This is a genomic window from Nonomuraea guangzhouensis, assembly GCF_019396345.1.
Taxonomy (GTDB): Bacteria; Actinomycetota; Actinomycetes; order Streptosporangiales; family Streptosporangiaceae; genus Nonomuraea; species Nonomuraea guangzhouensis.
In genome coordinates this window covers 170,924-185,119 of sequence record NZ_JAHKRM010000011.1, presented here as the reverse complement: position 1 = coordinate 185,119, position 14,196 = coordinate 170,924, and the positions used below count along the sequence as shown (strand labels likewise).

General features: G+C 70.1%; 12 protein-coding genes. 5 read left to right on the top strand and 7 right to left on the bottom strand.

Features of this window, described 5'->3' with window-relative positions:
* Position 1 precedes the first annotated feature (1 nt).
* The 3 genes from KME78_RS24015 to KME78_RS24005 are packed head-to-tail and all read right to left on the bottom strand — an operon-like array spanning position 2 to position 2,921.
* The gene (locus KME78_RS24015; RefSeq protein WP_219531396.1) at positions 2-919 is read right to left on the bottom strand and encodes a 1-phosphofructokinase family hexose kinase; all 918 of its coding nucleotides are present in this window, start codon (positions 917-919) and stop codon (positions 2-4) included.
* Entirely contained in the window at positions 919-2,052 is a 1,134-nt protein-coding gene (gene nagA, locus KME78_RS24010) for an N-acetylglucosamine-6-phosphate deacetylase (RefSeq protein WP_219531394.1), read from the bottom strand. The genes KME78_RS24015 and nagA overlap by 1 nt, the downstream gene beginning before the upstream one ends.
* The gene (locus KME78_RS24005) at positions 2,049-2,921 is read right to left on the bottom strand and encodes an SIS domain-containing protein (RefSeq protein ID WP_219531393.1); all 873 of its coding nucleotides are present in this window, start codon (positions 2,919-2,921) and stop codon (positions 2,049-2,051) included. Before KME78_RS24005 ends, nagA begins: the two co-directional genes overlap by 4 nt.
* 128 nt (positions 2,922-3,049) lie before the next feature.
* Between KME78_RS24005 and KME78_RS24000 the strand changes: the two genes are divergently transcribed.
* From KME78_RS24000 to KME78_RS23990, 3 genes are all read left to right on the top strand, one after another.
* Complete coding sequence (locus tag KME78_RS24000; RefSeq protein WP_219531392.1) at positions 3,050-3,820, top strand: DeoR/GlpR family DNA-binding transcription regulator; 771 nt, start codon at positions 3,050-3,052, stop codon at positions 3,818-3,820.
* A 123-nt stretch (positions 3,821-3,943) separates the two neighbouring features.
* The gene (locus tag KME78_RS23995; protein ID WP_219531391.1) at positions 3,944-5,674 is read left to right on the top strand and encodes a glycerol-3-phosphate dehydrogenase/oxidase; all 1,731 of its coding nucleotides are present in this window, start codon (positions 3,944-3,946) and stop codon (positions 5,672-5,674) included.
* Positions 5,671-6,168 carry a mycothiol transferase gene (locus KME78_RS23990; RefSeq protein ID WP_219531390.1) on the top strand — a complete coding sequence of 166 codons (498 nt, stop codon included), beginning with the start codon at positions 5,671-5,673 and terminating at the stop codon, positions 6,166-6,168. The genes KME78_RS23995 and KME78_RS23990 overlap by 4 nt, the downstream gene beginning before the upstream one ends.
* Before the next feature lie 50 nt (positions 6,169-6,218).
* Here KME78_RS23990 and KME78_RS23985 read toward each other — a convergent pair whose 3' ends face one another.
* Both KME78_RS23985 and KME78_RS23980 read right to left on the bottom strand, forming a co-directional pair.
* Positions 6,219-8,171 (bottom strand): beta-propeller domain-containing protein, encoded by a 1,953-nt coding sequence (locus KME78_RS23985; RefSeq protein ID WP_219531389.1) that lies wholly within the window; start codon positions 8,169-8,171, stop codon positions 6,219-6,221.
* 38 nt (positions 8,172-8,209) lie between these two features.
* Entirely contained in the window at positions 8,210-10,450 is a 2,241-nt protein-coding gene (locus KME78_RS23980; protein ID WP_219531388.1) for a WD40 repeat domain-containing serine/threonine protein kinase, read from the bottom strand.
* 74 nt (positions 10,451-10,524) lie between these two features.
* Between KME78_RS23980 and KME78_RS23975 the strand changes: the two genes are divergently transcribed.
* Positions 10,525-12,030 carry a succinic semialdehyde dehydrogenase gene (locus tag KME78_RS23975; RefSeq protein ID WP_219531387.1) on the top strand — a complete coding sequence of 502 codons (1,506 nt, stop codon included), beginning with the start codon at positions 10,525-10,527 and terminating at the stop codon, positions 12,028-12,030.
* Positions 12,031-12,045: 15 nt separating this feature from the next.
* Entirely contained in the window at positions 12,046-12,627 is a 582-nt protein-coding gene (locus tag KME78_RS23970) for a TetR/AcrR family transcriptional regulator (protein WP_219531386.1), read from the top strand.
* Here the strand turns inward: KME78_RS23970 and KME78_RS23965 are convergent.
* Both KME78_RS23965 and KME78_RS23960 read right to left on the bottom strand, forming a co-directional pair.
* Complete coding sequence (locus KME78_RS23965; protein ID WP_219531385.1) at positions 12,605-13,810, bottom strand: MFS transporter; 1,206 nt, start codon at positions 13,808-13,810, stop codon at positions 12,605-12,607. The two genes, KME78_RS23970 and KME78_RS23965, sit on opposite strands and share 23 nt — an antisense overlap.
* A complete protein-coding gene (locus tag KME78_RS23960; protein WP_219531384.1) occupies positions 13,807-14,151 on the bottom strand; it encodes a VOC family protein in 345 nt (114 codons plus the stop codon). Before KME78_RS23960 ends, KME78_RS23965 begins: the two co-directional genes overlap by 4 nt.
* Positions 14,152-14,196: the final 45 nt, after the last annotated feature.

Sequence of the window (14,196 nt, the reverse complement as noted above, 5' to 3'; positions counted from 1 at the left end):
CTCAGACGATGACGATGCGTGGGTGGATGTCGGCGTAGACGTCGCGGTCGAAGTCGCCCGCCACGGGCGCCGCGACCGCCGCGGCTCCCAGCGCCGCCGCCCTGGTGAGCCGTTCGGGCCACGGGGACCGCTCCACGAGCCCCAGCGCCAGCCCCGCGACCAGCGAGTCACCGGCGCCGGTCGGGTTGCCTTCCACCTTGTACGGCATGCGCGCCCGGAAGACCCCCTCGGGCGTGACAGCCAGTAGCCCTTCGGCGCCCATCGACACGACCACCGACTCGGCCCCGCGACCGCGCAACGCCTGCGCGCCCTCCTCGGGACCGCCTTCCGGCACGGCCCGCGCGAGCTCCTCGGCGTTCGGCTTGACGATCGAGGGACGGCCGCCGGGCGCGTGCCGCAACGGTTCGCCGTCGGCGTCCACGATGGCGGGCACGCCGTGCTCGGCGGCGATGGCGGCCAGCGTCGCGTACGCGTCGAGCGGCACGCCCCTGGGCAGGCTGCCGGAGATGACGACGGCCTCCGCAGTGGCCATCAGGTCGGTGAAACGGCCGGTCATGCGCCCGAACTCGGCCGCCGTGACCTCGGGCCCCGGCTCGTTGAACAGCGCTGTTCTCGGGGAAGCAGCTCGCGGGGAGTCCGCGACGACCAGCGTGGTGCGCGAGTCGGCCGCGATCCCCACGAAGGCGTGCGGCAGGCCGGCCCGCTGGAGGTCGGCCTCGACGGCCTGGCCGGTCGGGCCGCCCGCCAGGCCGGTGACCAGCACGTCCTGGCCGAGCGCGGCCAGGACGCGGGCCACGTTGACGCCCTTGCCGCCGGCCCGCCGGTGCACGGTGGCGACCCGGTTGACCCCGTCCCAGTCGACGCCGGGCACCTCATAGGTGACGTCGAGGGCGGCGTTGAGCGTCACGGTGAGGATCATCAGGGCTCCACGATCCAGGCCCCGCGCTTCATCACGCCCGCGACCTCCAGCTCGTCGGACAGGACCACCAGATCGGCCGCCTTGCCCACGGCGATCGAGCCGGTGGTGCCGTCGACGCCCAGCACGCGGGCGGGCGTCATGGAGGTGAGCTGCACCGCCTCCGGCAGCGTCAGGCCCACCTCCTGGACGGTGCGGCGGAAGGCCACGTCCATGGTGAGCGTGCTGCCCGCGATCGAGCCGCCCTCGGCCAGCCGGGCCACCCCGTCGGCGACGATCACGTCCATGGAGCCCAGCACGTACGTACCGTCGCCCATGCCGGCGGCGGCCATCGCGTCCGTGATCAGCGCGGTCCTCGCGGGCCCGGCCACCTCGTAGGCCAGCCGCAGCATGGCCGGGTGCACGTGCACGCCGTCGTTGATGAGCTCGATCGTGATCCGCTCGTCCTCCAGCAGCGCGGCGACGGGGCCCGGGGTGCGGTGGCCGAGCGGCGGCAGCGCGTTGTAGAGGTGCGTGGCCACGGTCGCACCGGCCTCGATGCCCGCCAGCGTCTGCTCGTAGGTGGCGTCGCTGTGGCCGAGCGCGGCGATCACGCCCTCGGCGGCGGCCGCGCGGATCGTGTCCAGGGCGCCGGGCAGCTCCGGAGCGATGGTCAGCATCCGGACATGCTCGCGTCCGGCCGCGAGCAGCCCGGCGAACTCCTGCGGTGACGGATCGCGCAGCAGCTCAGGGTTGTGGGCACCGCAACGGGCCCGGGAGATGTACGGGCCTTCGAAGTGGATGCCGGCCAGCAGGCCGTCGTCGCAGAGCTCGGCCAGCGACGCCGTGGCGCGGGCCAGGTCGTCCGGCGCGCCGGTCACCAGACTGGCCACCATCGTCGTGGTGCCGTGGCGTTCGTGCAGCGCCACCGCCTCACGCGCGCCGTCATGCTCGCCGGTCGGGAACGAGCCGCCGGCTCCGCCATGGTTGTGTATGTCGACGAAGCCGGGCACCACGTGCCGCCCGCCCAGGCTGTGGCCCGCGCGGGGCGCGGCTCCGTGCCCGACATGCGTGATGCGGCCGTCTTCGATGGTCAACCACCCGTCGTGAACTCCCTCGGCGGTCACGATGCGGGCGTCGGCAAGAGTAAGGCTCATGAAGAAAGAATCACAGATCGGGTGAGGTGCAAGGGCTCGTCCGGGTCGAGGCCACGCGCGAACGCCCTGGCGACCGCGACCCGCTGCGCCCTGATCAGCTCGGCCATCGGGTCGAGATCGGTCTGGAAGAACGTGCCGCCGGTCTCCACGACCTGCTCGCGCAGGCCCTCGGGGGCGGTGCCGAGCATCCAGGTGACGCGGCCGGGGCCGGCGATGCTGATCGGGCCGTGCCGGTATTCCATCGCCGGGTAGGCCTCGGTCCACGACCGTGACGCCTCGCGCATCTTCAGCGCGGCCTCCTGGGCCAGGCCCACCGACCAGCCGGTGCCGAGGAAGCTGAACTGCTCGGCGCCGACGAGCTCGTCGGGGAGCGCGGCCGACACTGCCTGCTCGGCGTCGTCGATCGCCTGGGTGAGGTCCTCGCCGAGGCTGGCGCGGAGCATGGCGAGCTGGGTGGTGGCGAACCGGGTCTGCACGACCGACTGCTCGTCGGCGTAGTCGAGCACGATGACGTCGTCGGCGGCCGTCATGACCGGTGTGTTTGGGTCGGCGGTGATGGCCGTGGTCCTGGCGCCGGTCCTACGCAGGAGCTCGAGCACCTCCGTCGTGGTGCCGGAACGCGTCAGGGCCAGCACGCGGTCGTACGCGCGTCCGGCCGGGGCCTCAGAGGCGGCGAACGCGTCGGTCTCGCCCTGCCCCGCCTGCTCCCGCAGCGTGGCGTAGGCCATCGCGATGAACCACGACGTCCCGCAGCCGACCACGGCCACCCGCTCTCCGGGGCGGGGCAGCGCGTCGGCGGGCACGTTGTCGACGGCGCGGCGCCAGCACTCGGGCTGGGAGCCGATCTCGGCCTCGGTGTGGGTGGTCACCACTTGCCTCCCCGGGATTGATTGTTTCTGCTTTTTTTATATCAGAACAGAGCAGAAATGTGCACTGGTAGCCTGACCTGCCAGGTTGTGCCACGCTTGCACCCGACGGATCTCAAAGGGGAGGCATCGTGTCCCGATACGATCGTTGGAACGCGATTCTCGAGCTGCTCGCGCAGGAAGGACGGCTCTCCGTCGAGGAGGCCGCCCAGTCGCTCGATGTCTCCACCGCCACGATCCGCCGTGATTTCGACCAGCTCGCCCAGCAACAGATGCTCATGCGCACGCGGGGCGGCGCGGTCGCCCAGAGCGTCAGCTACGACCTCCCGCTGCGCTACAAGACGGCGCGGCACGCCGACGAGAAGCACCGCATCGCCGCCGCCGCGGCCGAGCTGGTCTCGCCGGGCGCCGTGATCGGGCTCAACGGCGGCACCACGACCTCCGAGCTGGCCCGCACGCTGGCGACCAGCCCGGCGCTGGAGACGGGCTTCACCATCGTCACCAACGCCCTGAACATCGCCTCCGAGCTCACCGTCCGGCAGCACGTCAAGATCGTGGTCACGGGCGGGGTGGCCCGGCCGCAGTCCTACGAGCTCATCGGGCCGCTGGCCTCGGGCGTGCTCGAACAGGTGACACTCGACGTGGCCTTCCTCGGCGTGGACGCGCTCGACGTGGAGCTGGGCGCCTCGGCCCACCACGAGGGGGAGGCGAGCGTCAACTACCTGCTCATCAGCCGCGCCTCGCAGGTCGTGGTGGTGGCCGACTCCTCGAAGATCGGCAAGCGGGCGTTCTCCCGCATCTGTCCCACCAACCAGATCGACACCCTCGTCACCGACGCACAGCTCTCCGACAGCCTCGCCAATGAGCTGACGGACGCGGGCGTGAAGGTCATCCGCGCCTGATCGGGTCCCGCCTCGGTCTCCGTCCCCTGCCACTGTCGCCGGGTGGCGGGTAACCCATGCGTGCCGTACAAGAAGAGAGAGCGGTTTGTCGCACGACGGGCTGCGGCGGGTAAGAGGAGGGTCATGGCGGGAAGGGGAATCGCCCGGCTTGGGCCTGGAGAGCGGACCGCGGCGCTGGATCGGATGGCGTCGCAGGAGCTCGACGTGGTCGTGGTCGGCGGCGGCGTGGTCGGCGCGGGGGTCGCGCTCGACGCCGTCACCCGAGGGCTCGACGTGGGCCTGGTGGAGGCGCGCGACTTCGCTTCCGGAACGTCGTCGCGCTCCTCCAAGCTGATCCACGGCGGCCTGCGTTACCTGGAGCAGCTCAACTTCGATCTGGTCAGGGAGGCGCTCCAGGAGCGGGCACTGCTGTTGCAGCGGCTCGCGCCGCATCTGGTGCGGCCGGTGCCGTTCCTGTTTCCGATGACCCACTTCGGGTGGGAGCGGCCGTATGTGGGGGCGGGGGTGGCCCTGTACGACGCGCTGGGGTTCGCCTCGGGGCTGGCGCGCGGGGTGCCGGGGCATCGGCACCTGTCCAGGAGCAGGGCGTTGCGGCTGGCGCCGGCGTTGAAGCGGGCCGCGTTCACCGGCGCGGTGCAGTACTGGGACGCGCAGGTCGATGACGCGCGCTACGTGATGACGATGCTGCGGACGGCCGCCACCTACGGCGCGCACGTGGCGCCGCGGGCGCAGGTCGTGGGGTTCCTGCGGGAGGGGGAGCGGGTCACCGGGGTACGCGTGCGCGACCTGGAGACCGGTGCCGAGCTGGAGGTACGCGCCCGGCAGGTGGTCAACGCCACCGGCGTGTGGACCGACGACATCCAGGAGCTGGTCGGCGGCCGGGGCCAGATCCACGTACGGGCGTCGAAGGGGATCCACCTGCTGGTGCCGCGGGACCGGATCCACTCGCTCACCGGGATCATCCTTCGCACCGAAAAATCGGTTCTTTTCGTGATTCCGTGGGGGCGGCACTGGATCATCGGCACCACCGACACCGAGTGGCGGCTGGACAAGGCGCATCCCGTGGCGTCGCGGGTCGACATCGACTACCTGCTCGACCACGTGAACGCCGTGCTGTCCGTGCCGCTGACGCGTGACGACGTCGAGGGGGTCTACGCGGGGCTGCGCCCGCTGCTGTCGGGGGAGTCGGAGGAGACGTCGAAGCTGTCGCGCGAGCACGTGGTGGCGCATCCGGTCCCCGGCCTGGTGATGATCGCCGGCGGAAAATATACGACTTATCGGGTTATGGCGAAGGATGCCGTCGATGCCGTCGCCCACGGGCTCGACCAGCGCGTCCCGAGGTCGTGCACGGACCGCATCCCGCTCGTGGGCGCCGAGGGCTATCAGGCCCGCTGGAACGCCCGGCACCGGCTCGCCGAGACCTCGGGCCTGCACGTGGCCCGCATCGAGCACCTGCTCCAGCGCTACGGCTCGCTCGTCGACGAGGTCCTGGAACTGATCGACCGCGACAGGTCGCTGGCCCGGCCGCTCGGCGGGGCCGACGACTACCTGCGCGCGGAGATCGTCTACGCGGCCACCCACGAGGGCGCCCGGCATCTCAACGACGTGCTGAGCAGGCGTACGCACATCTCGATCGAGACCTTCCACCGCGGCCTGGGCAGCGCCCGTGAGGCCGCCGAACTGCTCGCCGAGCCGCTCGGCTGGGACGGCGAGCAGGTCAAGCGCGAGGTCGAGTACTTCACCAAGCGGGTCGAGGCCGAACGCCTGTCCCAGGAGCAGGACACCGACCAGGAGGCCGACGCGATCCGGCTCGGCGCCCCCGAGATCGTGCCCGTCGCGACGCCGGAGCAATGATGGACGAGCCGTCCAAGGACCTCGCGGATCCGCGGGAGCTGCTCGCGGGCTACCTCGACTACTACCGCGACGTCATCCTGCGCAAGCTCGACGGGCTGCCGGATCCTGAGGTCAGCCGGGTGCCCTCCGGGTGGACGCCGGTGGCGCTGCTCAAGCATCTCGCCTACATGGAGCGGCGCTGGTTCTGCTGGGACTTCGCGGGTCAGGAGATCGACGACCCCTACGGCGACGACGGCCCCGATGGGCGCTGGTCGGCCACCGAGCCGTATGACGAGGTGAGGGCGTTCTTCCTGGCGCAGTGCGAACGGTCCAGGCGCGTCGTGGCCGAGGCGGGTGATCTGGCCGACCTGGCCTCGACGATCGGGCGCTTCCAGCCGCCCAGAACGCCGCCGACGCTCGCCTGGACCATGTTCCACGTGCTGCAGGAGTACGCCAGGCACGCCGGGCACCTCGACATCGCCCGCGAACTGGCCGACGGCGCGACCGGCGAGTGATCCGGGGCGCCGGCCGGGGTGGCCGGCGCCCCCTCCGCGGGAGGACTGGCTCAGTGGAGCGGGATGTAGGCCTGTTCGGCCAGCGTGTTCATGTCGTTGACCTGGACGCCGTCCGTGGAGACGGTCCAGATCGAGTCGCCGATGACCATCGCGCGCTGGATGCTCGGCTGGTACGTGGCGTCCTTCTGCTTCTGGACCGGATGCTTGATCATGCCGAGCTTCGTCACCGCGGTGTCGTCGATCTTCAGGACCATGGCGCCGATCTCCTCGTTCTTCTCCGAGTAGGTGTTCAGCGGGACCACGGACAGGCCGGTCTTGGGCCAGTACAGGAACGCGTGCGGGTCCCACTCGGCCTCGGAGCCCGAGTCCTTCTGGAACATCTGCGACAGCCGCCGCGGGCTCGCCGGGTTGCTGACGTCGAAGAGTGAGATCTGCGTGCCGAGCGTCCGGCCCTTGTCGCTGGCCTCCTGACCGATGCCGATCAGCCGGCCGTCGTTGCCGGGGTGCAGGTACGCGGAGTAGCCGGTGATCTTCAGCTCGCCGGTCACCTTGGGGGCGGCCGGGTCGCGCAGGTCGAGCGTGTAGAGCGGGTCGACCTGCTTGAACGTGACGCAGTAGCCGACCGGGCCGATGAACCTGACCGAGTAGATGCGCTCACCCTCGCCCAGACCGCCTACTTCGCCCACCTTGTCCAGCGTGTCGGCCTTGAGCACGTAGACGCTGCTGGCGCTGGTCTTCTGGTCCGCGGAGTTGAGCGTGGTGGCGACGCGCAGGTTGCCCTCGTACTCCGACAGCGAGTACTGGTTCAGCAGCCGTCCCGGCACCTTGCCGGAGGCCACGTAGGAGGGCGGGCCCGCCTTGCTGATGTCGAACCGGTGTACCTCGGTCTCCTCGGGCGGGGCGGTCGGGGTGGGCTCGGGGCTGAGGGTGACCTTGGCCGAGGGGCTGGGCTCGGCCGGGTCGGGCTCGGTGGCGGGGGCCTGGGGCGTGTCCTCGACGGCCGCCATCGGGACCGGCCACCACCAGCGCGGGTTGCTGGTCACGTAGAGGCTCTGACCGGTGCCGTAGACCGTGTCGCCGTCGGCCGCGAGGCTGATCGGGTCGGTGCCCGCGTCCGTGAGCCCCTGGGCCAGGTCGATGGTGTGCACGGTCAGCAGCGAGGTGCCGGTGTAGTCGGCCGGGTGGCTGACCCGCGCGCAGTCGACCGCCTTCTTGGTGACGGTCCCGGCCGCGTCGGTGATCTCGATCTTGGGCAGCCAGGCGGTGAGCGGCGCCTGGCGTACCGCCGCCTCGTTCGCCTTCTTCATCTCGGCCTCGGAGGCGTTCTCCTTCGGCTGCGGGAAGGTGATGTCGGGCTGGCTGCGGGTGACGAGCCTGACGGTCGAGCCGACCATCCTGGCGTCCACGTACGTGCCCTGCGGCTTGATCGTGCCGAGCAGCTTGGGCTCCGCACCGGCCAGGTCCACGAGCAGGTATCTGGTCTGGCCGACAGGCGCGAACCCCTTGTACATGATGTCGCCCCCTCGGAAGAGCACCAGCGCGCGATCGCCCGAGACGAGCAGGTCGGCGGGGGCGTAGGCGGGCTCGTTCGCCTTGGTGAGCTTGAGTGACCCGGTGACCTTCCTGGTGGCCGTGTCGATGATCCGCAGCGTGCCGCCCGTGACCGTGATGACCCGGTTGCCGTCGGTCTTGACCAGGTCGGGCTCGTCCACACCCGCCTCGTGGGTGTTGGTTGTGGAGTGCTCCGGGGCGGCGTCGGCGGACGCCGACTTCTCACGGGTCATGAACATGGGCATCGCCCCGCCGAAGCCCCACTGGCTGACGTTGCCGGCCGCGTGCTCGCGTAGCCCGGCGAGCATGTCGTCGCAGCCGTTGTAGGAGACCAGGCGGATGGCCGGCAGGCGCTGCTTCGTGGGCGCCGTGCCTTCCGGAGCGGAGGTGCAGGCGGAGATGGCCGTAGCGAGGGCCGCGCCGGCCACGACGGTACGGATCAGCGTCTTCATGCCCTCATTGACGGATCTCCGGGCCGGGTGGTTCAGGATCATCCACCGGGATTGACGGTGAAGACAGGACTGAAGTCAAGGTTCTCGGGGATGTCGAGCAGTTTGCGGACCAGTTTGCCCTTGAAGTCCACCACCTGGATCTCGTCCCTGACGGAATTGTCCTGCTCCCAGCAGTAGACGTGGGTCTCGTCGTACCAGCCGAGAACCTTGTCGCAGTCGGAGGTGTACCGGCGGATCCGGTCGCCGGTCCGCGCGTCCCAGACGCAGTGGTCGCCGTCGCCGCCCTTGGGGCAGTTGGTGACGAAGACTTTGCCGGAAGGGGAGAAGATGTCCTGCGTGCCCGAGGCCAGCGTGCCGATGTTCGCCAGGGTACGGGTGGCCTTGCCCGTGCTGTCGAAGAAGCGCAGCCCCTGCCCAGGGGACATGTTGACCACGCCCTCCTCGTCGCCGTCCCAGCCGTAGGCGGTCTTACGGACCGAGGTGTCGGCCACGGTGACCACCTTGGCGTCCTCCGCTTCCACGTCCACGATGACGAAGCCGAGGTAGAGCCAGTTCTTGCCGGTCTCCTTCTCGATGTTGAGCAGGATCTTCGAGCCGTCTTTCGACCAGGCGCGGATGCTGCTGATCAGCGGCTTGCGCACGGTCTTGATCGACGTCTTGTCGCCCGTCTTCCGGTCGGTGATGATCACCGAGTCGTAGTTGTCGGAGGTGTAGTTACGGCCGCGGCCGGCCAGGGAGCGGCCGTCGGGGGAGACCAGCGACTCCCAGTTGCGGGAGTACTTGGTGAACGTGCCGCGCAGGGAGTTGCGGGCGTAGTCGATCCAGTCGTCGGCCTTCTTGTTGTAGACCTCGTACGAGGTCAGCGTGCTCGGGTCGGCCGCGTTCTCGTACACCGAGATGGAGCCGCCCGGCAGTTGCCTCTTCGTGCCCGTCCGAGGTACGCCCGTCGGTGTGGCGCTGGGTTTCCTGGCGGACGCCGAGGCCGCCGCGCGGTCGTAGCGTGAGGCGGTGGCCGGGGGCTTGGTCTGGCCGATGATCACGGCGACACCGGCGAGGACGAGCAGTGCGACGGTCACGGTCACGCCGATGACGATGGGGGCCCGGCTCTTCTTCGGGCCGTAGCGGGGGTCGTGGGAGCCCGGGCGCGTCGCGCGGTGGTCGGTCGTGTGCGGGTATCCACCCCCAGGGGGCGGTCCGTGGTGGCCAGGCATCGAAGGCGGCCCGCCGCCCATCGGGGGCTGGCCGTGGTGACCGGACATGGACGGCGGTCCGTGGTGGCCAGGCGCCGAATGCGGCCCGCCGGGCATCGAGGAAGGCCCGCCGGGCATGGAGGGCTGGCTGTGATGGCCGCCCAAGGAAGGCGGCCCCATGGTGGGCTGACCGGTCATAGGCGGCTGGCTGTGCTGCGGGCGCCAGGGCTCCGCCGGGGCGGCCGCCGCCGCTGCCTGGGCGAGCATGCCGGAGTTGGGCACCGGGTGCTGCAGCAGGCGCATGATCACCTGTTCGGCCGTCGGCCGCTGCGCCGGATCCTTGGCCAGGCACGCGGCCACCACGTCGAGCAGCGGCCCCTGCAGCACGCCGAGGTCCGGCTGGTGGTTGAGCACCCGGTTGATCACCGCGGGCATCGTGTCGCTGCCGAACGGCGAGCGGCCCGAGGCGGCGAACACCATCGTGCTGCCCCACGAGAACAGGTCGGCGGCCGGCCCGACGGTGTGGCCCATCACCTGCTCGGGCGGCATGTACGAAGGCGTGCCCACCGGCATGCTGCTGATCGTCGAGGTGGCGTTGAGCGCCCTGGCGATGCCGAAGTCGATCACCCGCGGCCCGTCGGCCCCGATGATCACGTTGGCCGGTTTGAAGTCACGGTGCACGATCCCGGCCTGGTGGATCGCGGCCAGCGCGGTCGCCGTGCCGATGGCCAGGCGGTGCAGGGACGTGCCGGTGCGCGGGCCCTCCTCCTGGACGACCTTCTGGAGGGAGGAGCCTTCGATGAACTCGCTGACGATGTACGGGCGGTCCTGCTCGATGCCCGTGCCGAGCACCGCGGCGGTACAGAACGGCGCGACCTGCTGAGCGACCTGGACCTCGCGCAGGAACCGGTCCACGCTCACCTGGTCGCCGGCCTGATCAGGGCGCAGCCACTTGACGGCCACGTGCGTGCCCGCGGGGTCTCTGGCCAGGTAGACGACGCCCTGGCCGCCTTCGCCCAGCCGGCCCAGGAGGGGCAGACCTCCCAGCCTCTCGGGGTCTCCCGGTCTGAGTGGCGCGAAGGTTGGCATGAAAGGATTCTGTCCCCATGCCACGGATTGGCAAAAACTACCCGCCAGTAGCGATCCGGAATACCCTGCTTCCTATGCACGTGACGTCCAGCGGCAAGACCATCGAGATCACCGCACCGTTCACCGGCGAACCGCTCGCTCAACTGCCCGTTTCCGGGGCGGATGACGTACGTGCGGCATATGAGAAGGCCAGGTCGGCGCAGGCGGAGTGGGCCGCGCGGCCGATCGCGGAGCGGGCGCGGCCGTTCCTGCTTCTGCACGACGCGATCCTGGACCGCAGGGACGAGATCCTCGACATCGTCCAGAACGAGACCGGCAAGGCCCGCAAGCACGCCTTCGAAGAGGTGCTGGACGTGGCGGGCTGCGGCCTCTACTTCGCCCGGCGCGCCCCCCGCCTGCTCGCCCCGCGCCGGCGGGCCGGCATCTTCCCCGTCGCCACCCGGGTGACGGAGCTGCGCCAGCCCAAGGGCGTGGTCGCGCTGATCACACCGTGGAACTACCCGCTCTCCCTGGGCGTCACCGACGCCGTGCCCGCGCTGCTCGCGGGCAACGCCATCGTGCACAAGCCCGACACCCAGACCGCACTGTCGACGCTGTGGACCATCGACCTGCTGGCCGAGCTGGGGCTGCCGCGCGAGGTCTGGCAGGTCGTGCTCGGCGAGCCCGCCGAGGTCGGCGACGCGCTGCTCGACGGCGCCGACTACGTGGCCTTCACCGGCTCCACCCGGGGCGGCAGGAAGATCGCCGAGGAGGCCGCCAAGCGGCTCATCGGCTGCTCGCTGGAGCTCGGCGGCAAGAACCCGATGGTGGTGCTCGACGACGCCGACCTGGACCTCGCCGTCCAGGGCGCGATCCGCGCCTGCTTCACCAACGCGGGCCAGCTCTGCCTGTCGATCGAGCGCCTGTACGTGCACACCGCCGTGTTCGACGCCTTCGCGGCGCGCTTCGCCGAGCAGACGGCCGGACTGAAGCTGGGCGCGGGCCACGACTGGTCGGTCCAGATGGGCTCGCTGACCTCCCAGCGCCAGCTGGACGCGGTCAGCGCGCACGTGGACGACGCCGTGGCCCACGGCGCCACGGTGCTGACCGGCGGCAAGGCCAGGCCCGACCTCGGCCCGCTGTTCTACGAGCCGACCGTGCTCACCGGGATCACCGAGGACATGCGGCTCTGCCGCAATGAGACGTTCGGGCCGGTGGTCGGCCTCTACCGCTTCTCCTCGGACGACGAGGCGGTCACGCTGGCCAACGACACCATCTACGGGCTCAACGCCTCCGTCTGGACCTCCGACCTGACGCGCGGTCGCGCGCTCGCCACCAGGATCAAGGCGGGCACGGTCAACATCAACGAGGGGTACGGCTCGGCGTACGCCTCCTATGACGCGCCGATGGGCGGCATGAAGGCGTCCGGGCTGGGCCGCAGGCACGGCGCCGAGGGTCTGCTCCGCTACACCGAGGCGCAGACCGTCGCCGCGCAGGCCACGTGGCTGGGCTTCGAGCCGCCTCTCGCGATGACGTACGACAAATGGGCGAACGTCCTGGTCACCACCCTGAAGACGATGAAGAGGCTGCGCCTGAAGTAGGTATACGTTGTATACGTGAAGGAGCAGGGAACGGCCGCCCGCATCGCGGACGTCGCGCAGCGGATCCTCGTCGAGCAGGGCGCCGAGGCGGTGAGCATGCGTCGGGTCGGCGAGGCCGTCGGCGTCACCGCGATGGCGATCTACCGCCACTACCCGAACCGCGAGGCGCTGCTGCGGGCCATCGCCACCGCCAGCGGTCGCGAACTGGCCGCCGAATGGGCGCGACTGCCGCGGTCCGGCACGCTGGAGGAGCGGATCGACGTCCTGCTCGACGGCTTCCTCGACTTCGCGCTCGGCCGGCCGCACCTGTACTCGTTCCTGATGTCGGACGCCTGGGCGCAGGCTCGGCGCTTCCCCGAGGACTTCCGCGAAGGGCAGGGGCCGCCGTTCACCGTGGTCGTCGAGTTCGTCGAGGAGGGGATGCGTACCGGCGTGCTGCGTCGCGACGACCCGCTGGAGGTGGCGCTGGCCGTCACGTCGTGTGCGCAGGGGCTGGTCCAGCAGTACCTGAGCGGGCGCGTCGCGATGGACGAGGCCGGCTTCCGCGCGCTCTGCCACCGGTCCGTGCGGCGGATCATCGACGGCCTGCGCGCGTGAGCGGGCCGACCCTCCCCTCCACGACGGTGATGGTGGTGGCGAGCAGTGCCAGGACTGCGGCGGGAACGCCGAGCAAGGTGACCGACAGCCACTCCTGGGCCAGACCGCCAAGTCCGCCACCGATCGCTACACCGAGGTAGATCGCGGACGAGTTGAGACCAAGGAGCATTGGTGATGAGGCGGGTGCGAAGGTCACCAGCCGGTGTTGCTGCACCACCGAGGCCATTCCGTCGGTGGCGCCCCAGATGGCGGCCCAGACGCTCGCAATGGCCAGGTTGCCAACCGTGAGTGGGCTGATCGCGAGCAGCACGGTGCCGCCGGCGAGTGCTCCGACTGCGACCCCGCGTACCGGACGCTTGTCCACGAGATGGCCGGCGAAGACGTTGCCAACCAGGACTCCGACACCCCAGACGAACAGAATCATGGTGAGGGCCTGGGGAAACGATCCGGTCGTGGCGCCGGCCGTCACTGCTGCGATGTAGGTGTAGACGGCGTAATGTCCGGCCATCACCAGCAACGTCACGACCAAAAGGGAGAGCACCTTGGGCTGGCGCAGCGGAGCCAGGCGGGCCATAAGGCTTGTCGCCGGCAGCACGACCTTGGGCAGCGCTACCGAGATGCCGATCACGGCAATGACGCCAAGGGCAGCGACCGCCCAGAGTGTGAGGCGCCAGTCGATGCCGCCGATCAAGTTGCCCAGCGGCATGCCTAGCGCGGTGGACAGCGTCAATCCACCGATGACCACCGCCATGGCACGCCCCCGGCGTTCGGGAGGCGTAATCGCGACAGCCGCACTCGACGCGGTGGCGGTGATGGTGGCCGCCCCGGCCGCTGTGAGAATCCGGGCTGACAGCGCGATCGGATAGCTCGGGCTGAGTGCCGTGAAGACGTTGCCGATGACGAACACGATCAGGGCCAGCTGCAAAACCTTGCGACGATCCAGTGGGCTCAGCAGCCAACTCAGAATCGGCGCGGCGACAGCGAGCGTCAGTGCGAACACTGTCACCAGCTGACCGGCGGCCGGCATGCCTACCTCAAGGTCGGCGGCGATGGCCGGCAGGAGACCGGCCATCACGAACGCGTCGGTGCCGACCGCGAAGGTTGCCAGCGCCAGCGGCAGCAACCCTCTCACGAGAGGTTCGGATCCCTTGGGTTCTGGCTCGCCGATCTCGATGCGATTCAATCCTGGTCTCCGGCCTGTTCGGACAGGCTGAACTCCACGCCCTGATCATCTGTGCAGTGGGCGTAGGCACCAGAGGGGATGCTGACCGGATCTTCTGCCGTGCCGCCGAGTTCGCGGACCCGGGCAACGGCGGCGGTGATGTCGTCGACGGCGAAGAAGATGCGCGGGTGTCGTGACGAATCGTCGTGCGGCGCTCCGCCCATGGGGTCGGGCCCCTGGATCATCGAGTAGCCCGGGAAGTTGCCCTCGTAGAACGTCCAACCGAACAGCGAGCCCCAGAACCGCTGGGTTGCTTCGATGTTGGTGCTCGGCAGCTCGAAGTACGTGACCTGTCCACTCATGAGCTTCCTCCTATGTCAGTCTGCTGACATAGGAGGGTATGTCAG